The sequence below is a fragment of the Achromobacter sp. 10T422 genome, from assembly GCF_056394065.1.
Window position 1 is genome coordinate 294,967 of record NZ_JBFTHD010000001.1, and the last position, 17,990, is coordinate 312,956.

16 protein-coding genes are annotated in these 17,990 nt (G+C 65.9%); 7 read left to right on the forward strand and 9 right to left on the reverse strand.

Translation table 11 applies throughout. The features are described 5' to 3' along the window. Positions 1-82: 82 nt before the first annotated feature. From AC1DB0_RS01290 to AC1DB0_RS01315, 6 genes are all read right to left on the reverse strand, one after another. On the reverse strand, positions 83-904 hold the full coding sequence (locus AC1DB0_RS01290; RefSeq protein WP_054421589.1) for an ABC transporter substrate-binding protein: 822 nt from the start codon (positions 902-904) through the stop codon (positions 83-85). A 62-nt stretch (positions 905-966) separates the two neighbouring features. After that, positions 967-2,169, reverse strand: a complete 1,203-nt coding sequence (locus tag AC1DB0_RS01295; protein WP_427951923.1) for an aminotransferase class I/II-fold pyridoxal phosphate-dependent enzyme — start codon at positions 2,167-2,169, stop codon at positions 967-969. Then, a complete protein-coding gene (locus tag AC1DB0_RS01300; RefSeq protein WP_476756772.1) occupies positions 2,166-2,846 on the reverse strand; it encodes an RraA family protein in 681 nt (226 codons plus the stop codon). Before AC1DB0_RS01300 ends, AC1DB0_RS01295 begins: the two co-directional genes overlap by 4 nt. 156 nt (positions 2,847-3,002) lie before the next feature. Continuing rightward, positions 3,003-3,905, reverse strand: a complete 903-nt coding sequence (locus tag AC1DB0_RS01305; RefSeq protein ID WP_476756771.1) for a ParB N-terminal domain-containing protein — start codon at positions 3,903-3,905, stop codon at positions 3,003-3,005. A 30-nt stretch (positions 3,906-3,935) separates the two neighbouring features. Beyond that, complete coding sequence (locus tag AC1DB0_RS01310) at positions 3,936-4,547, reverse strand: LON peptidase substrate-binding domain-containing protein (protein ID WP_054421583.1); 612 nt, start codon at positions 4,545-4,547, stop codon at positions 3,936-3,938. 9 nt (positions 4,548-4,556) lie between these two features. Then, on the reverse strand, positions 4,557-4,964 hold the full coding sequence (locus AC1DB0_RS01315) for a carboxymuconolactone decarboxylase family protein (RefSeq protein WP_054421581.1): 408 nt from the start codon (positions 4,962-4,964) through the stop codon (positions 4,557-4,559). A 146-nt stretch (positions 4,965-5,110) separates the two neighbouring features. Here AC1DB0_RS01315 and AC1DB0_RS01320 point away from each other — a divergent pair, with 146 nt between their 5' ends. Both AC1DB0_RS01320 and AC1DB0_RS01325 read left to right on the forward strand, forming a co-directional pair. Further along, complete coding sequence (locus AC1DB0_RS01320; protein WP_476758576.1) at positions 5,111-5,539, forward strand: VOC family protein; 429 nt, start codon at positions 5,111-5,113, stop codon at positions 5,537-5,539. A 96-nt stretch (positions 5,540-5,635) separates the two neighbouring features. Next, complete coding sequence (locus AC1DB0_RS01325) at positions 5,636-6,838, forward strand: low temperature requirement protein A (RefSeq protein WP_476758577.1); 1,203 nt, start codon at positions 5,636-5,638, stop codon at positions 6,836-6,838. Here the strand turns inward: AC1DB0_RS01325 and AC1DB0_RS01330 are convergent. Beyond that, a complete protein-coding gene (locus AC1DB0_RS01330; RefSeq protein WP_054421576.1) occupies positions 6,793-7,716 on the reverse strand; it encodes a helix-turn-helix transcriptional regulator in 924 nt (307 codons plus the stop codon). The two genes, AC1DB0_RS01325 and AC1DB0_RS01330, sit on opposite strands and share 46 nt — an antisense overlap. A 216-nt stretch (positions 7,717-7,932) precedes the next feature. Between AC1DB0_RS01330 and AC1DB0_RS01335 the strand changes: the two genes are divergently transcribed. Genes AC1DB0_RS01335 through AC1DB0_RS01345 form a run of 3 tightly spaced genes read left to right on the forward strand, consistent with a single transcriptional unit; the run spans position 7,933 to position 12,271 of the window. Further along, complete coding sequence (locus AC1DB0_RS01335; protein WP_476756856.1) at positions 7,933-9,942, forward strand: TonB-dependent receptor; 2,010 nt, start codon at positions 7,933-7,935, stop codon at positions 9,940-9,942. Positions 9,943-9,953: 11 nt separating this feature from the next. Continuing rightward, the gene (locus tag AC1DB0_RS01340) at positions 9,954-10,982 is read left to right on the forward strand and encodes a methyltransferase (RefSeq protein ID WP_476756770.1); all 1,029 of its coding nucleotides are present in this window, start codon (positions 9,954-9,956) and stop codon (positions 10,980-10,982) included. Next, positions 10,979-12,271: an MFS transporter gene (locus AC1DB0_RS01345; protein WP_476756769.1), complete on the forward strand. Its 1,293-nt coding sequence runs from the start codon at positions 10,979-10,981 to the stop codon at positions 12,269-12,271. The genes AC1DB0_RS01340 and AC1DB0_RS01345 overlap by 4 nt, the downstream gene beginning before the upstream one ends. A 103-nt stretch (positions 12,272-12,374) precedes the next feature. Here AC1DB0_RS01345 and AC1DB0_RS01350 read toward each other — a convergent pair whose 3' ends face one another. Next, on the reverse strand, positions 12,375-13,226 hold the full coding sequence (locus AC1DB0_RS01350; RefSeq protein ID WP_342066016.1) for an IclR family transcriptional regulator: 852 nt from the start codon (positions 13,224-13,226) through the stop codon (positions 12,375-12,377). Positions 13,227-13,424: 198 nt separating this feature from the next. Here AC1DB0_RS01350 and AC1DB0_RS01355 point away from each other — a divergent pair, with 198 nt between their 5' ends. Both AC1DB0_RS01355 and AC1DB0_RS01360 read left to right on the forward strand, forming a co-directional pair. Next, positions 13,425-15,062, forward strand: a complete 1,638-nt coding sequence (locus tag AC1DB0_RS01355) for a GMC family oxidoreductase (protein WP_476756768.1) — start codon at positions 13,425-13,427, stop codon at positions 15,060-15,062. 133 nt (positions 15,063-15,195) lie between these two features. Then, complete coding sequence (locus AC1DB0_RS01360) at positions 15,196-16,536, forward strand: MFS transporter (RefSeq protein ID WP_054421568.1); 1,341 nt, start codon at positions 15,196-15,198, stop codon at positions 16,534-16,536. 16 nt (positions 16,537-16,552) lie between these two features. Here AC1DB0_RS01360 and AC1DB0_RS01365 read toward each other — a convergent pair whose 3' ends face one another. After that, complete coding sequence (locus AC1DB0_RS01365; RefSeq protein ID WP_476756767.1) at positions 16,553-17,986, reverse strand: efflux transporter outer membrane subunit; 1,434 nt, start codon at positions 17,984-17,986, stop codon at positions 16,553-16,555. Positions 17,987-17,990: the final 4 nt, after the last annotated feature.

Below are 17,990 nucleotides of genomic sequence, written 5' to 3' on the forward strand. Positions count from 1 at the left end.
CCTCTAGACACGGGCCTAAACACGGGCCTAAATACGGGCCTTCATACCGGTTCTGGCCGAGATCCGCGCTGGGGTTCGCGCTTCAGCCGGCGATGGGGCCGATCTTGAAACCGCGTTCCAGCTTGTAAGGCGTTTCTGCGCCGAACCACTTGTCGAACAGCTTGGCCGCGGCGCCCGAGCTTTCGGCCTCGTCCAGCGCCTGGTTCACCGTTTGCAGGAAACGCGGTTCGGACTTGCGCACGCCCAGGCCCCACGGCTCGTCAAACACCGACTTGGCGATGACGGTGACGGGCGCCGTCGGCGGGCTTTGCAGCACCAGACGCGCCAGCACCAGCTCCGACGCAAACTGCGCGTCCACCTTCTTTTGCTGCAAGGCCAGGTACGTGGCCGAGCTGTCGCCGTAACCAATGACCTGGGACTTGTCCAGAATGCGCTTGATTTCGCGTTCCGAGCTGGAACCCTTGGTGGCGCCAACACGGCGGCCGTTCAGGGCTTCAATGCTGTCAAAGCCCGAATCCTTGCGCACCAGCAGCTTTTGCGGGCTGACGTAGTAGGCGTGGCTGAACGCGATCTGTTCGGCGCGGTCGGGCGAATAGCCCAGGTTGGCCGCCAGAATATCCACGCGCCCTTCATTCAATTCCGGCACGCGCGCCGCCACCGACAGCAGCTTGTAGCTGACCTTGACGCCCAGCTTGTCGGCGACGAGCTTGCACACGTCCACGTCGTAGCCCACCAGTTGGCGCGTGGCGCCGTCCTGGAAGCTGAACGGCTGCGACGTGCCCAGCGTGCCGCAGACGAGTTCGCCGCGCGCCTTGATGTCGTCGATCTGATCGGCCTGGGCGGCAGCGCCCAGCGTCAGCGTGGCCAGGCCCAGGCAGGCCGCGAAGAGAGAGTGGCGTTTCATGCGTGATTCCCCTTGTCTGATTTGTGTGGTGGTCGAACTGAATGAATGGGCGCGGCGCGGGCTCAGGCCAGCTTGGCGCAGGCGTCGCGAATGGCCGAGCAGCCTTGCTTGATGTCATCAAGCGACGCCGCGAACGACAGCCGGAACGTGCCCGGCGCGCCGTAAGCATGGCCGTCGATGACGGCAACGCCGGCTTCGCGCAGCAGGTAATGCGTCAGGTCGGTGTCGGTGGCGATCACGTCGCCCGCAGGCGTCTTCTTGCCCAACAGGCCCGAGCAATCCGGGAAGACGTAGAACGCGCCTTGCGGCACAACAATCGCCAAGCCCGGCGTGCCGGACAATTCGGCAATCGCCAGGTCGCGGCGTTCGCGGAACACCTTGGCGAATTCGGCCACGCAGTCCTGCGGGCCTGACAACGCTTCCAGCGCCGCCGCCTGGCTCACAGACGACGCGCCCGACGTGCTTTGCGATTGCAGAATGGCCATCGCCTTGATCAATTCGTCAGGCGCCGCGCCGTAGCCGATGCGCCAGCCGGTCATCGCGTAAGCCTTGGACACGCCGTTCACGACGAGCGTGCGGGCGGCCAGTTCCGGCGCCACTTGCAGCGGATGCACGGTGGCTTCGCCCGTGAAATTCAGGCGGGCGTAGATATCGTCCGTCATCAGCCAGACGTGCGGATGGCGCTTGAGCACGTCCGTCAGGCCGCGCAGTTCGTCGGCGGTATAGACCGAGCCCGTCGGGTTGCTGGGCGCGTTCATCATCAGCCACTTGGTGCGCGGCGTGATGGCGCGTTCCAGCGCGTCCGGGGTGACTTTGTAATCGGTGGCGGGCGACGTTTCCACGGCGACGGGCACGCCGCCGTTCACCAGCACCATGTCCGGGTACGACACCCAGAACGGCGCAGGGATCAGGACTTCATCGCCGTCATTCAGCGTGGCGGCCAGGCCATTGAAAATCACCTGCTTGGCGCCGGTGCTGACGATGATCTGCGACACCGGGTAGTCCACGCCCGTCGCCTCCAGCAAATGGCTGCGGGCGGCCTTGCGCAGCGCAACCGTGCCTTGGGCCGGCGGGTATTTGGTTTCGCCGCGGTTCATGGCGGCAGTAGCGGCCTGGCGGATATGTTCCGGCGTAGAAAAGTCCGGCTCGCCAATCGTCAGGTCGATGATGCGGCGGCCTTGCTCGCGCAGTTCAGCGATGATGGCGCGCGCGGCAACGCTGGGCGACAGCTTGATGCGCTTGATGCGGTCGGCAACGATGCTCATTTGGTGGCTCCCATCTTCTCGGCCAGCGTCTTTTCCAGCCAGGGCTTGGTGTAGGTGCCGGCGCGCAGCTTTTCCTTGGCCACGGCTTCGTCGGCTTCCTTCTTCTGCGCCAGGGCCAGCACCGCGGCGGCGTGTTCGGCGGGAATCACCACCACGCCATCGGCGTCGCCCACGACCACGTCGCCCGGGTTGACCACCTGGCCGCCCACGGACACGGGCACATTGATTTCACCGGGGCCATCCTTGTAAGGCCCCTTGTGCGACACGGCGCGCGCGAAGCAGCCGAATTCGCCTTGGGCGAACACGTCGAAGTCGCGCACAGCGCCGTCGATCACGAAGCCTTCGATGCCGCGCGATTGCGCGTCCATCATCATCAGTTCGCCAACCAGCGCGTTGCTGGTGTCGCCCGAGCCGTCGACCACGATGATGTCGCCCGCGCCACCCAGCGAAATTGCCTTGTGGATCATCAGGTTATCGCCGGGGCGGGTCTTGACGGTGAGCGCCAGGCCGACGGTGCGGCGCGTGGCGGCATGCATCGGGCGCAGGCCCGACACACCATACAGGCGGTTCATGCAGTCGCTGATCTGGGCCGAGCCAATCTGGGCAAAGCCCGCCAGCACGTCAGCGGCGACGGCCTGGGCGGGCCGGGAAAGAATGCGGTATCCGATGGGATTCATAAGGAAAGTCAGGGGTAAATGCGTGAGGCGATTAAGCGAACATGCATTACAAAGCCCCTCATGCCTTTCCTCAAAACGATATAAATTCCCAGCGATCCAGGAATTTTATTCGTACATAACAGCGATTAGGGTATTCCCTTATTCGTGATTGCCCATTCAGTCGTCGCCGCCGCTGATGGCTTGGCGGGCTTCCGCCAACGCCACCGTCAGGTTCTGAACTTTCTTTTTCAACTGATCGCGTTCCTCGGTCACACGCGTCAGCACGCCACGCAGGCGCGCGACCTCGGCGGGCAGGTCCTCGATGCTTTCAATCGGCACCTCGGGCGGCGCTTCGCGGGGCGGCGGGGCTTTGGCCAGACGCACTTCGCGCGCGGCCTGTTGCAGCTCTTTCCTGCCTCCGGCGACGGCGGCGGCCTGACGCTCGGGCGGCAAGGACGCGACCGCCGCTGCGGCGTTGATCGAAATCGCCCCCGCTTTCACCGCCTGCACCAGTTCCGGCGCGGCTTCCTTCTGGATTTTTTCGATCTGGCCCAGCGTGTTGCTGCTGATCCGGGCGGCGCGCGCCAAGGCCTGACGGCTGGGCACGGGCGGCGTCCACGAGATATTCGGCGGCAGGCGCGGGGCATTGTCGGCGCAGGACGCCCCGGCTTCGTCTTCGTCCCAAGGCGGCGAGCCATCAGCCGGAGCGCCGTCGGCGGCGGCAGCGTCAGCCGGCGCACTGCCTTCGGGCGGCGTGCGCGCCAGCAGAATTTCCTTCTTGCGCAAGGCGAGCACCCCGCGCTGGAAGTCCGACACGCTGCGCCGGCCCAGATGGTTTTCGATCATCCACAGATGCACGTCTTCCATCGACTTGAACGCCGTGTTCTGACGCGTCTGGAATTCGATGCCGTGCTTTTTGCAAATGGCGTAACGGTTGTGGCCGTCCACCAGCAGATCGCCCCACAGCACCAGCGCGTCGCGGCACCCTTCAGCCAGCAGGCTGCGTTCCAGCGCCTCGTGCTCGTCTTCGGTCAAAGGGTCTATATAGGCGCGCAGGCCCTCGTCAATCCTGATATCCATGATGTCCAATAGGTTTCTTGCCAACTTCCGCTACGTCAGCCCCTGGCCGCGCAGCAGATCCTGAATGGCCGCCAGCCGCGCCACGGGGTCGGTCAGGCCCAGTAACACGGCCTTGTCGTCCGGCGGCAGTGGCAGCATCTCGCACCAGCGGTCTGCCACCCAGCCGCTGTCATCCAGCCGGTACGGCGGCGCCAGCGGCATCCTTTCAGCGGGAACGCCCTCTTGCTGCCATTGGGCCACCAGACGCCCCAGCGCATCGGCGCTGGGCTGCATGGCCGCTGGCACGGGCGTGGGCGGGTCGTCGGCGATGGGCTCGGTCTGGCCCATCCAAAGGCCGTATTTTGCCACCTCGCTGGAAAGCAGCCGAAAACGGCTCGTGCCCACGCAGCGCACTTGCAGCAAGGCGGGCATCGGGGCTTCCCATGACGCGATGCGCGCCATCGTGCCCACGGGCGCCAGGGTCTCCACGCCCTCGGGCGTGCGGACCTCTCTGCCCGCCAGCAGGCCCACCACGCCGAACTCGCTGCCCTCCGCGATACAGCGGCGGATCATATCCAGGTAGCGCACCTCGAAAATACGCAGGTGCAGCACGCCGGCGGGAAACAGCGCATTGGATAAGGGGAACAGCGGAATCAGCGCCATGGCTGTCTCCTACGTGACGTCGAAGGCGGCGTCCACCGGCACTTGCATGGCCGTCACCATCGCATTGGTTTGCGCCGCCATGCCTATCACTGACAGCAGTTCGGCGTGCTGGCCATTGGTCATGCCCTTGGCCCGGGCGGCGGCCGTGTGCGAATGCACGCAGTACGAGCAGCCGTTGGCGGTGGATACCGCGATGTAGATCATTTCCCGCACCAGCGGCGAGAGTTCGCCGTCGGCCATCATCACCTGCTTGAGCTGCGCCCACACGCGTTGCAATTGCGGCGGGTCATTGGCCAGCGCGCGCCAGAAATTGTTGACGAAATCCGACTTGCGGGTTGCGCGGATATCTTCGAACACCGCCCAGGCTTCCGGGTGCTTGCGGACCTCATCGTCCGATAACAATTTGACCGTGCTCATGCCGTGGTTCCTATGGGTTAAGGCCGTTCAGGGCCGAAAATGCGCGGGGCAAGCTACAGTGCAAGCAGTCGCCAGGCCCGCCGGCAGCGTGAATCGGGCCTTCCATCATAGATCGGCCACGGCCCGGTCCCCACACGGGAAACATCATGCCCCAACTCTCCGCCTACCTCAGCTTCGACGGCAACTGCGCCGACGCCATGCACTTCTATGAACGCGTGCTGGGCGGCCGCATCGAGGCCCTGATCCGCTACGCCGACGCCCCCGCCGACGCCGCCATGCCGGCCCTGTCGCCCGACGACGCCGAACGCATCATGTACGCCCGGCTGGCCCTGGACGAACAAACGCTGCTGGCCAGCGACGCCACGGCAGGCCACCCCTACCCCGGCAAAAAAGGCATGGCGCTGGCGCTGGTCTACCCCACCGTTTCTGACGCGCAACGCGTGTTCGAACAACTGGCCGACGGCGGCAACGTCACGATGCMGCTGCAAAAAACGTTCTGGGCGGAAGCCTACGGGGCGCTCATCGACCGGTTTGGAACGCGTTGGATGCTAAGCGGCGGCAGATTGACGCAGTGACGCGGCAAACGCCCCACAGCTTTTAAATCTTTTGCATTCTTCCACGCGAACCTTGCAGTAATCTGGCAGCGCTCCATTCCACAGGAAGCGCCCGCCATGACATTTCTTGCCAGCGCCACGTTGCTACGCCGCCGCGACGGCCATGAAGCCCGCGTCACCTTCGTCGAGCTGTTCTTCGACCTGGTTTACGTGTTTGCCGTCACCCAGTTGTCGCACAGCCTGCTGCACGACCTGACGCTGRTGGGCGCGGTGCAAACGCTGGTGCTGTGGTTCGCCGTGTGGCTGGGGTGGCAATACACCTGCTGGGTCACGAACTGGTTCAATCCCGACGCCATCCCCATGCGCATCATGCTGTTCGCGGTGATGCTGGTAGGCCTGATCGCCGCCGCCGTGCTGCCCGGCGCATTCGGCGAAAACGGGCTGATCTTCGCCATCTGCTATGCGCTGATCCAGGTGGGCCGCACGGTCTTCATCGTGCTGCACCTGGGCCGCAACCATCCGCTGGCCGATAACTTCCGGCGCATGCTGGGCTGGTTGAGCATTTCCGCCGTGCTGTGGATTGCGGGCGGTCTTGCGTCGGGGCAATGGCGGCTGGCGCTGTGGATACTGGCCGTGGCCTGCGAATACATTTCGCCGATGATCGGCTTCCGGCTGCCCGGCATGGGGCGGTCGACCACCCGCGACTGGACGATCGAAGGCGGCCACCTGGCCGAACGCTGCCAGTTGTTCGTGATTGTGGCGCTGGGTGAAACGCTGCTGATCACGGGCGCCACGCTGGGCGAGCACCCGCATTGGGACATCCCCACCTTGATTGCGCTGCTGGTCGCCTTCCTGGGAACGGCCGCCATGTGGTGGGTGTACTTCGACACCAGCAGCAAGGACGGCAGCGAGGCCATCGTGCACTCCAACGACCCGGGGCGTATCGGCGCGTATTTCCACTATGTGCACGTCATTCTGATTGCGGGTGTGATCGTGTCAGCCGTGGCCAACGAGCTGGTCATTCTGCACCCGGATGGCCGCATCACCACGCCCGCCGCCGCCGCGCTGATCGGCGGTCCGGCGCTGTACCTGGTGGGTAACGCCATCTACAAGACGGTGGTGTATGCGCGCTTTCCGCTGTCGCACGTGGTGGGGCTGGTGTTGCTGGCGGTGCTGGCACCCGTGTCGTTCGTCACCGACAACCTGATGGTGGGCGGCCTGACCACGCTGATCATGATGGTCGTAGCCGTGTGGGAAAGCGTGTCGCGGCGGGATCAAGCGCGCCGTTTGCCGAACACGGATTTCGGCGTGCGCCCATGAAACCGCGTGAACGCCGCGCTGAAATTGGCCGGGTGCCGATAGCCCACGCGATACGCCGCCTGCGCCACCTGGCAGCCCGTTTCCAGTAATTCCCACGCGCGGCGCATGCGCAGTTCGGTCAGCAAGCGATGCGGGCTGGTGCCGTACAGCTTGCGGAAGCCTTCTTTCAGCTTGAACTCGTTCAGCCCTGTCGACAGGCACAGATACTGCACGGTCAGTTCGCGGTCCATCTGCGTTTGCATCAACGCGCGCGCGGCTTCCAGGCGCCCGATATCGGCCTGGCTGAGCCGGCCCGCTTCGGGCATCGGTTCCAGCCCGCGCAATTGCCGCGACAACAACGTCAGCGCCCGGATATGCGCATCCAGCGGGTCTTCCCCTGACGCCAATTCCTGGGCCGACGCCATCAGTTCCGCCGTGGTCTTGCCGTGCGACAGGCGCCGCAAGCGGCCCTCGCCCAGCAGGCTTTCCGCGCGCGCGTCGCCCGCGTAACGGCGCAGCACCTGTTCCCCCACCAGCAGCCGCAGCTGCGACACCGTAGCGCCGCCCAGATAGCGGCGTTCCCCTTGCGCGCGCTGAAACGTCGTGACGGTGGTGGTGCCGCCCCGAAAATCCAGCGCCGCGCCGTCAGCGCCCTGGTAGGCCGACACGCCCTGCATGGCCAAGGTGATCACCAGCGTGCGCGCGCCATACCCGGCAGCGTTCTCTTCGATCAGGTCGCGCGACGGGGTGTATTGCGAATGCACCAGCGTCAGGCCGTCGTCCAGCTCCATCCGATCCGCATGGCAGTCACCCAGATCCGACGGCAAGGCAAGGCGGCGCCAACCCGCACGCGGGCTCGCGCCGGGCTGGGCCAACAAGGAAGAAACACGGATGGACATGAGGCGTTATCCGTTTTGAATACGGAAGGCTCCGGAATGCATACGGATGTGAATGATAGTTGTTCTCATAAAGAAATACCATCGTTGGGGACGGCTGCACAACATAAGCGGCCGAGAAATTTGCACGAGAAGCCCGCGTTGAAGTCCGCTCGTGAAGTCCGCTCGTGAAGCCCGCTCGTGAAGCCCGCTCTTGAAGTCCGCACTGGAAGCCCGATGATGCCCCCTCCCGCCCGTCTTACGCCCCTTGCCTGGGCGCTGCTCTGCCTGACCGCCCTGCCCACCGCCCTCGCCGCCCCCGCCGCGCACGCGCAGCCGTCCGCCGAACTGCCCGCCATCACCGTCACCGCCGACAAGCAGGAACGCGCGCTGGAAGATGTGCCGTCCAGCCTGTCCGTGTATGACGGCGACATGTTGGACGCCCAAGGCATCCACAACGTCGAAGCCTTGCAGACCATCACACCCGGCCTCAGCTTCCAGCCGTTCGGCCAGGCCGGCGTCAATTCGCCCGTGATGCGCGGGCTTTCCGCCAATTTCTTTTCGTTCTCGACCTCAACGCTGTTGGTGGTGGACGGCGTGCCAACCCTGACGGCGCAAGGCTATGACGACCAGTTGCTGGGCATTGACCGCGTTGAAGTGCTGCGCGGCCCGCAGTCCACGCTTTACGGCCGCAACGCCGAAGCCGGCGTCATCAACATCCACACGCGCCAGCCCGACAACACCTTGCGCGGCCAGGTGTCCGCCGAGATCGGCAGCCGCGACTTGCGCGTCATGCGCTTCGATCTAAGCGGCCCGCTGGTTGAAGACCGCCTGTACGCCAGCGTGGCCGGCACCTGGCGCAGCCAGCACGGCTTTATCGACAACACCTACACCGGCCAACGCGAAGACGACCGCGAACTGCGCAACGGCAAAATCGCGTTGCGCTGGACGCCGTCGGCCCACACCGACGCCACGCTGCGCTACGCGCAGGTGGACTACCGCGACGGCGCGGCCTTGTGGGGTTCACCCACCGCGCCGCCCGACACGGTGGCCTCTGGCACGCCCAGCTGGAACCATTCCATCGGCCGCAGCGCGTCGCTGGCCGTGCGCCACGACTTCGATACCGGGCTGCGCCTGTCATCCGTCACGGCGTGGAACAACTTCCGCGACCGCGTCCAGCAAGACACCGATTTTCTGCCCGCCGACCTGCTGCACATTGCACGCGACCACGAGTTCAGCAATGTGTCGCAAGAGCTGCGGCTGGAAGGCGATTGGAACCGCACGCACTGGCTGGTCGGCCTGTACGCCGATGGCGACGACCACGACCTGCGCAACACGCAAAAGATGCCGATGGGCCTGACCGAAAGCGTCGTCAACCTGCGCGGCAACTCCACCGCGGCGTTCACGAACTGGACCGTGCCGCTGGCCGAGCGCTGGACGCTTGAAGCCGGCGCGCGCATCGAACGTGACCGCGTCCGATTCCGCCCGCAAGGCGCCGACGCGCGCCGCGCCGACTGGACCCGCGCCACGCCCCGCATCGCCCTGCAATACGCCTTTGCGCCGCGCCAGCAAGTCTATGCGTCCGTTTCCGACGGCTTTCGCGCAGGCGGCTTCAACGTGTTCTCGCCCGCTGCGAACTACGCGGCCTATCAACCCGAAACCTTGCGCTCGTACGAAATCGGCGCCAAGGGGTGGCTGCCCGGCAACCGGCTGCGCTATTCCAGCGCCTTCTACGTCATGAGCGTGAAGAACATGCAGGTGCAGCAGATGCCCGTGCCGGGCCTCGTCTACGTGACCAACGCGGCGTCGGCGCGGTCCATCGGCGCGGAATTCGAACTGGAATACCTGCTGGGCGATGGCTGGTCGATGCAAGCCGGGCTTGGCCTGAACCGCACGCGCTTCTCAAGCTTCATGGACGGTGCAGCCGACTACAGCGGCAATCAGAACCCCTTCGCGCCACGCATCAACGGCTATATCAGCGCCCGTTACGACGCGCCCGCCGGCTGGTACGCGCAAGCGTCACTGACCGGCACCGGCCGCGTGTACCTGGACGCCGCCAACCGCTACACCCGCAACGGCTACGGCCTGGTCAACCTGGCGGCCGGCGTCACCGTGCGGCAGATGGAAATCTCGGCCTACGTCAATAACCTCGCCAACCGCCGCTACGACGCCGTGGGCTATCAGAACGGCATCGTCACCGTGTATAGCCCGCCGCGCGAAGTCGGCATGCGCTTCACCTGGCGCATCTAACAAGGACGCTTATGAACCCGCACACTTCCCACCCCATGCAGCGCTATTGGGACCTGACCGCCGCCCCCATCCAGGCCGCCGCGCTGGACACCGCGCTGGAGCTCGGCCTGCTTGACCGCCTGACAGAACCGGCCAGCGCCGCCGACGTCGCCCATGCGCTGGCGCTGCGCCCCGCGCAAACCGCGCATCTGCTGGACATGCTGTGGAGCCTGGACCTGCTGCACCGCATCGACGGCGACCCGGTGCAATACCTGTGCCAGCCGGAAGCGCGCAAACATTTCTGCCCGGGCCAGCCAGACTACTGCGGCGACGCGTGGCGTTATCGCCGCCGCGCGCTCACGCATTTCAGCGAACAGATGGGAGATCAATTGCGGGCGGACGGCCCGCCCATCGAACCGTACGTGCAAACCAACGCCACCGGCTGGGCGCAGGCCGCGCGCGTGCAGATCGCCCAGGAACAACGCGCCATCGCCGTCGCCGCCGCCGGCCATGCCATGGCGTGCGTGCCCGGCGCCGCCCATGCGCGGCGCATTCTGGACCTGGGCGGCGGCCCGGGTCTGATCGGGATATCGCTGGTGCAACGCTGGCCGGACGCCACCGGCGTGGTGTTCGACTGGCCCGAGACCGCTGCCGTCGCGCAAGAGAACATCATTGCTGCGGGTTTGTCCGAGCGCATGACGGTGATCGGCGGCGACCTCGCCGCCGACCCCATCGGCCAAGGCTACGACTTGATCTGGTGCTCGTCGGTGCTGCACTTCCTGCCGGACGCGCCCGCCGCGCTGCGCAAGATGCACGATGCGCTGGCGCCCGGCGGGCAGTTGGTCATGGTGCACGCCGAAGTGCCTGCGGATGCCCACGCCGCCGCCCGCGTGCTGCCGTACTACCTGCCGATGATGCTGCTGGGCCGGCGCGTCACGCGCGCAGGCGAATTGCATCAGGCGCTGGTGGATAGCGGATTCACCGACATCCGCGGCTTTGATTCCGACCGTTTCCCGATGGCGCCCGTACACGTATTGACGGCTCGCAAGGCGCACGCATGAGTCCGTCGTTACGCAACGGTTTGCGCCAGGCGCTGTTCGGCTGGCTGAATCTGGCGCTGACTGCACCCGGCGTCTATCTGTGGCTGGGCTTGCCGCTGGTGCTGCGCCAGCACGGCTGGTCCGGCACCGCCATCGGCCTGTTCCAACTGGCCAGCCTGCCCACCGTGTTCAAGTTCCTGCTGGCGCTGCCGCTGGACCGGCCACGGGCGGGGCGCGGCAGGCGCGGCACAAGTCGCACAAGCGGCATAAGTGGCACGAGCGGCACAAGTGGCACCAGCGGCACAAGCGGCTCGTTCGGCACCCACTGCTCCCGCTACCGCGGCTGGGCCGTCGCCTTGCTGCTGATCTACGCAGCGGTGCTGTGCGCGCTGGGCTGGCGCGATTTGCTGGATGACAAGCGCGTGCTGTTCGCTTTGGCCACGGCCGCGGCGCTGGCCGGCACCTGGGCCGACGTGCCGGTCAACGCGTTGGCGATTCGCGTACTGCCCGCATCCAGCCGCGCGTGGGCCGGTGGCATCCGGTCGATGGCGCTATGCCTGGGCGCCATCGCGGGCGGCGGTCTGATGCTGGTGGCGCACGCGCGCTGGGGCTGGCAGGCGCCCTTCGCGATCATGGCGGGCGCGCTGGCGCTGGGCGCGGTGTTGACGGCGTTCGTCAGGGAAGACGGCGGCAGCATTGATGATGCGCCGGCGCTGAACACCGAGCGGGTCGTGGCCTACTTCAAGCGTGATGACACGCGCCGCTGGCTGCCGCTTTTGGCATTGCTGTTTCCGTTCATCGGATCGGGGTGGTTCTTCTTGAAGCCGCTGCTGCTGGATCAGGGGCTGGCGCCGGAGCGCGTGGCGTGGCTCGTCGGCGTGGCCGGTGGCGGAGTCGGCGCGCTGGCCAGCGCGGCGTCGGCTCGCGGCAGCAAGCGCTGGCGTCCCGCCGTGACCGTGCCTGGGCATGCCGCGTTCGGTTGCGCCGCCCTGCTTGCGCTGACCGCCGCCGTCACGCTGCATGCGCCGCCCGCGGTGTTGATCGCTTGCGCCATGGGCATCGCCGCCGCCATGGGCGCCACCGCCGCGCTGGTGTTCAGCCTGATGATGGCGCACGCCCGGCCCGGTTTGCAGGCGCTGGACTATGGCATTCAATCCAGCGTGTTCTCGCTGACTCGCATACTGGTGCCGCTGGCGGCCGGGGTATTGATGGATGCCGCCGGGCAAGGCGCAATGCTGGCCGCGTTGGCAGCGGCGTCGGCCGGCGTGCTGCTGCTGGCGTTGCGGTCCAGCGCAAAGCTGAGGCTATGAGATGGGGCTATGAGATGGGGCTATGACCCGGGCTATGACCCGGGCTATGACTCGGACTATGACCCAAGCGATGACCCTGGCTATGACCCGCCCTCGTCTTGCATCACCCCCCCGGCCGATGCAAGGCCAGCACATCATGCAGCGATTGCGCTGCGCGTTGCATCACCGGCACGGCGCGCAGCAGATCGTCCAGCATCACGCGCGCGGTCGGCGCATGGCAGGCCACGGCGGCCACCACGCGGTCTTCGCCGTCTCTTACGGGCACCGCCACCGCGCTCATGCCGCGCACGAACTCTTCGTTGTCGATTCCGATGCCGCGCGCGGCCAGGCGTTCCAACTCTTCTTCCAACTGCGCCGGGTCCGTCAAGGTGCGCGGCGTGTTGCGCGTGAGCGGTAACCGCGCCAGCACGCGGCCGCGTTCCAGCCGGCTCATCGACGCCAGAAACAGCTTTCCGCTGGCCGTGCAGTGCATCGGCACGTGGCTGCCTACGGAAAAGAACAGACGCAAGGGCTCTGACGTTTCCACGCGTTCCATATAGACCACGCGATCGCCGTCGGGCGCCGTCAGGTTGCAGGTTTCACCCAAGGTGCCCACCAGTTGCGCCAGCACCGCTCGGCAGGCGCGCGTGAATGCCGACGCGCGCAACGTCGCCAGCGCCAGCGAGGTGGCTTGCGGCCCCGGCACAAAGCCGTGCTCGGTGGGGGTGGCCGCCACAAAACCCGCGCGCTGCATCGCGGCCAACAAACGCATCAAGGTGGTCTTGGGCATGTCCAGCCGTTGCGCCAGTTGCGCCAAGGTGGGCGGATGCTGCGCGCGCGCCAGGTGCTCCAACACGATCAGCGCGCGTAACGACCGCGCGGCCTCTTGCTGTTGGGCGGCGGGTTCCGGCGGCTCAGCGGTCCCCGTCGATGCTGCACTGCGATTTTGAAACCGAAGTTGCATGTTCCGTTCCATTTGTCTGCCCCCACGCGTGTTGTGCTTTGTTCTACGCGCCTGCTTCCTAGAATCGCCACAGATCCCGGCCACTTGGCACACCGCGCCAAGCCGGCGGGACCGACCCAGTATATAAGTGCGCCTCGCTGCGGCAAGCAGGGAAAACGCGCCGTACCGCCCGGGTTTCCCGCCCGGGCGACAACAGGGAGACAAGGCGATATGTCCGATACCGTGGATGTCATCGTGGTGGGCGCCGGCTCGGCCGGATGCGTGATGGCCAACCGGCTAAGCGCCGACGGCACGCACGCCGTCTGCCTGCTCGAAGCCGGCCCCCGGGACACGTATCCGTGGATACACATCCCCATCGGCTACGGCAAGACCATGTTCCACAAAGTGGTGAACTGGGGCTACTACACCGACCCCGACCCCAACATGCTCGGCCGCCGCATCTACTGGCCGCGCGGGCGCACGCTGGGCGGGTCCAGCGCCATCAACGGGCTCATCTATATTCGCGGCCAACGCAGCGACTACGACGCCTGGGCCGATGCCGGCAACCCCGGCTGGCGCTGGGACGACTGCCTGCCCTACTTCCGCAAGCTGGAAAACAATGACTTGGGCGCAGGGCCCACGCGCGGTCTCAGCGGCCCCTTGAACGCGACCTCCATCAAAACGCCACATCCGCTGGTCGAAGCGCTGATCGCCGCAGCCGGCACGCTGGGGGTGCCGCACTTACGGGACTTCAACACGGGCGAGCAGGAAGGCGTGGGCTATTACCAGCTGACGACGCGCAATGGCCGCCGCTGCTCCACCGCCGTCGCCTACCTGCGCCCCGCCGAAGACCGGCCCAACCTGCGCGTGGAAACCGATGCGCACACCATGGCCATTCTGTTCGAAGGCGGCCGCGCCTGCGGCGTGCGTTACCGGCAAGGCGGACACATCCGCACGCTGCGCGCGCGCCGTGAAGTGGTGCTGTGTGCGGGCGCGCTGCAATCGCCGCAGCTGTTGCAGCTGTCCGGCGTGGGGCCTGCCAAGCTGCTGCACGAATTCGGCATTCCTGTTGTGCGCGACCTGCCCGGTGTCGGTGAAAACCTGCAAGACCATTTGCAGATCCGGCTGATCTACGAGACCACCCAGCCCATCACCACCAACGACCAACTGCGCAGTTTGCACGGCCGCGTCGCCATGGGGCTGCAATGGCTGCTGTTTCGCAGCGGGCCGCTGGCGGTGGGCATCAACCAAGGTGGCCTGTTCTGCCGTGTCGACCCCGCCAGCCGCACGCCCGACACGCAGTTTCACTTTGCCACGCTGTCGGCCGACATGGCGGGCGGCAAGGTGCACCCATTTTCGGGCTGCACGTATTCGGTCTGCCAGTTGCGCCCAACGTCACGCGGCCACGTCCGCCTGCGCAGCACCGACCCCTTTGCTGCGCCCGCCATGCAGCCCAATTACTTGTCCACGGAATTGGACCGGCGCATGACGGTAGCCGCCGTGCGCTATGCGCGGCAAGTTGCCGCCACCGAACCGCTGGCGGGCCTGATGAAGCGGGAATTCCGCCCAGGCCCTGACGTGCGCACCGACGACGAGATTCTGCACTTCTGCCGTGAGTACGGGGCCACCATCTTCCACCCGTCCGGCACCGCCAAGATGGGTCCGCGCAGCGATCCAATGGCCGTCGTAGACGAACGCCTGCGCGTGCATGGCGTGGCCGGACTGCGCGTGGTGGACTGCTCCATCATGCCCACGCTCGTCTCGGGCAATACCAATGTGCCGGTGGTGATGCTGGCCGAACGCGCGGCCGACTTCATGCTGGAAGACTTCAAACAGGCGCAGCGGCAGGCGGATTTGGTCGCCGCCTGAGCGTATTACCCATTACCCATTACCCCATTCATTACCCACTCCCCACTCCCCAGGACGCATCCCATCCCGAAACCCCTAAGCCAGTAAGGCGCGCGGCAACGCAGAATGCCCCGCCCCACCAAAGGAGACTGCAATGCCCAAGCAAAATGAAGCCGCGGTACGCAAAGTCGTCACGGCGTCACTCATCGGCGCCACCATCGAGTGGTACGACTTCTTCCTCTACGGTGTCGTGGCCGGCATCGTGTTCAACAAGCTGTACTTCCCCACCGGCGACCCGCTCGTCTCCACCATGCTGGCCTACACCACCTTCGCGGTGGGCTTTGTGACGCGCCCCTTGGGCGGGCTGATCTTCGGCCACTTCGGTGACCGCATCGGCCGAAAAAGCATGTTGGTGATGACGCTGATGATCATGGGCGTGTCCACGTTCCTGATCGGGCTGGTGCCCACTTACGACAGCATCGGCGTCTGGGCGCCTATCCTGCTATTGCTGCTGCGCGTATTCCAGGGCATCGGGCTGGGCGGTGAATGGGGCGGCGCGGTGCTGATGGCCTACGAATACGCGCCGCCCGGCAAAAAGGGGTTTTACGCGTCGCTGCCGCAGATCGGGCTGGCGATTGGCCTGTGCCTGGCGTCCGGCACGGTGGCGCTGCTGTCCACCTTGCTGACGGATGAGCAGTTCATGGCCTGGGGCTGGCGCGTGGCGTTCCTGGCCTCTGCAGCCATGGTGCTGGTTGGCATGTACATCCGGCTGAACATCAAGGAAACACCGGAGTTCACCGCCGTCAAAGCCAATAACGCCGAAAGCCGCATTCCGTTTTTCGACATGCTCAAGCGTTATCCGGGCAATGTTTTCAAGGGCATGGGCGCGCGCTACATCGACGGCGTGTTCTTCAATGTGTTCGGCGTGTTCTCGATTTCGTACCTGACGCAGACCGTGCAAATCACCCGCACAGAAGCGCTGACGGGCGTGATGGCGGCCGCCTTGGTGATGTGCTTTTTCATTCCGTTCTTTGGCCGGCTATCCGACCGCATCGGCCGCACCCGCGTGTACTTCTGGGGTTCGCTCATCACGGCGCTGGCGTCGTTTCCCGGCTTCTGGCTGATGCTGAACAGCCAGGGCAGCGTGATGCTGATCTGGCTGGCCATCATCATTCCCTTCGGCATCTTCTACGCCGCCGTGTACGGACCCGAGGCCGCGCTGTTCTGCGAGCTGTTTGACGCCAAGGTGCGCTACACGGGCATTTCGTTCGTCTATCAGTTCTCGGGCATCTTTGCGTCCGGCATCACGCCCATCATCGCGACTGCGCTGTTGAAAACGGGCGGCGGGCAGCCGTGGCTGATCTGCCTGTACGTGTTGTTTGCCGGCGCGGTATCGGCGTGGTGCGCATGGCTGATCGGGCGCGGCAAGCCCGCCGAAGACCCGGTCGTGCAGTCTTCGGCGCCGCTGGCGCGCCCAGGGCTGCGCAAGGCGTAACCCCGATCCGCCTGTGTCAGTCGGCTTGTGCGACGGGCGGCTGGGCGCCCGTCCACCCACCGCCCAGCGCCTTGAACAAGGTCGCCAACGCGATCTGGCGCTGGGTGCTGACTTCGATGTAGGTCAGCTGATCCGTAAACGCGCTGCGCTGCGCGTCCAGATAACGCAAGTGGCTATCCACGCCGCCGCGATAGCGGGCTTCGGACAAGCGCATCGCTTCCTGACTGGACTGGGCCAACGCCAGGCGCGAGGCCTCTTCGCGGCGCAAGGTGTCGGTGGCCGCCAACGCATCGGCCACTTCCTTGAACGCAGTCTGGATCGTCTGCTCGTACTTCGCCACCGCAATGTCGCGGCGCACGGTCGCCAGATCCAGGTTGGCCACGTTGCGTCCGCCCGAGAAAATCGGCAGCGTGATCTGCGGCGTGAACGACCACGCGCGCTGGCCGCCATCGAACAGATTCGACAGGTCGGCGCTGGAAGATCCAAACAGCCCCGTCAGCGTGATGCTGGGAAAGAACGCCGCGCGCGCCGCGCCGATGCTGGCGTTGCGCGATTGCAGCTGATGCTCGGCTGCAAGAATGTCTGGCCGGCGCTCCAGCAATTCCGATGGCGCGCCCGCGGCAAGTTCTTGCACCAGCACGGGTGACGTCGCCAGTTGCTTCGGCAAGTACGGGCTCAGGTCATTCACGCCCACCAGCAGGCCCAGCGCATTGCCCGCCTGGCGGACCTCGCGGTCCATGCGTTCGCGTTCAGCGCGCGCCTGTTCCGTCAAGCCCAGCGCTTCCTGGTAGTCCAGCGCCGTGGCGGTGCCGGCCTGACGCCGTTTCACGATCAGTTCCAGCGACGCCTCGCGGCTGGCCAGCGTCTGCTCGGTTACCAGCATCCGGCGCTGGGCGCTGTCGCGGGTCAGATAGGCCTGAATCACTTCGGCCACCAGGCTGATACGCGTGCTGTGCGCCGTTTCCTCGGTGGCGAAATATTCCTGCAACGCGGCGTCAGACAAGCTGCGCACGCGGCCGAAAAGATCGATCTCGAAGGACGTCAGGCCAATGCCCGCCTGATAGCTGCTCTGAACGCCGGCGCTTCCGGTGCTGTTCAAATCGCCCGGCACCCGTTGGCGCGTGCCCGTGCCTTGCGCATTGATGCCCGGCAGGCGGTCGGCGCGTTCGATGCGGTACTGCGCGCGCGCCGCTTCGATGTTCAGCACCGCTTGGCGCAGGTCGCGGTTGTTGTCCAGCGCCAGCGTCACCAGTTGGCGCAGCGGCTCGTCGGTAACGAAGGCTTGCCAATCCAGCGTGCCGGCGGTCGATGGAGCCGACGCGTCCGGCTGGCCGAACTGCGTGGGAATGGGCGCATCGGGCCGTTGGTAAACCGGCGCCATCGAGCATCCGGCCAGCGCCGCCGTCAGAATCAGAGCCCCCAGGCTCCGGGGAAAATTCATTTGCATCATGACT

What these genes read in the sequence shown, in the direction of transcription:
- AC1DB0_RS01290 (WP_054421589.1), bottom strand. Translation starts at nt 904, where the DNA reads ATGAAACGCCACTCTCTCTTCGCGGCCTGCCTGGGCCTGGCCACGCTG.
- AC1DB0_RS01295 (WP_427951923.1), bottom strand. Translation starts at nt 2,169, where the DNA reads ATGAGCATCGTTGCCGACCGCATCAAGCGCATCAAGCTGTCGCCCAGC.
- AC1DB0_RS01300 (WP_476756772.1), bottom strand. Translation starts at nt 2,846, where the DNA reads ATGAATCCCATCGGATACCGCATTCTTTCCCGGCCCGCCCAGGCCGTC.
- AC1DB0_RS01305 (WP_476756771.1), bottom strand. Translation starts at nt 3,905, where the DNA reads ATGGATATCAGGATTGACGAGGGCCTGCGCGCCTATATAGACCCTTTG.
- AC1DB0_RS01310 (WP_054421583.1), bottom strand. Translation starts at nt 4,547, where the DNA reads ATGGCGCTGATTCCGCTGTTCCCCTTATCCAATGCGCTGTTTCCCGCC.
- AC1DB0_RS01315 (WP_054421581.1), bottom strand. Translation starts at nt 4,964, where the DNA reads ATGAGCACGGTCAAATTGTTATCGGACGATGAGGTCCGCAAGCACCCG.
- AC1DB0_RS01330 (WP_054421576.1), bottom strand. Translation starts at nt 7,716, where the DNA reads ATGTCCATCCGTGTTTCTTCCTTGTTGGCCCAGCCCGGCGCGAGCCCG.
- AC1DB0_RS01335 (WP_476756856.1), top strand. Translation starts at nt 7,933, where the DNA reads ATGCCCCCTCCCGCCCGTCTTACGCCCCTTGCCTGGGCGCTGCTCTGC.
- AC1DB0_RS01340 (WP_476756770.1), top strand. Translation starts at nt 9,954, where the DNA reads ATGAACCCGCACACTTCCCACCCCATGCAGCGCTATTGGGACCTGACC.
- AC1DB0_RS01345 (WP_476756769.1), top strand. Translation starts at nt 10,979, where the DNA reads ATGAGTCCGTCGTTACGCAACGGTTTGCGCCAGGCGCTGTTCGGCTGG.
- AC1DB0_RS01350 (WP_342066016.1), bottom strand. Translation starts at nt 13,226, where the DNA reads ATGGAACGGAACATGCAACTTCGGTTTCAAAATCGCAGTGCAGCATCG.
- AC1DB0_RS01355 (WP_476756768.1), top strand. Translation starts at nt 13,425, where the DNA reads ATGTCCGATACCGTGGATGTCATCGTGGTGGGCGCCGGCTCGGCCGGA.
- AC1DB0_RS01360 (WP_054421568.1), top strand. Translation starts at nt 15,196, where the DNA reads ATGCCCAAGCAAAATGAAGCCGCGGTACGCAAAGTCGTCACGGCGTCA.
- AC1DB0_RS01365 (WP_476756767.1), bottom strand. Translation starts at nt 17,986, where the DNA reads ATGATGCAAATGAATTTTCCCCGGAGCCTGGGGGCTCTGATTCTGACG.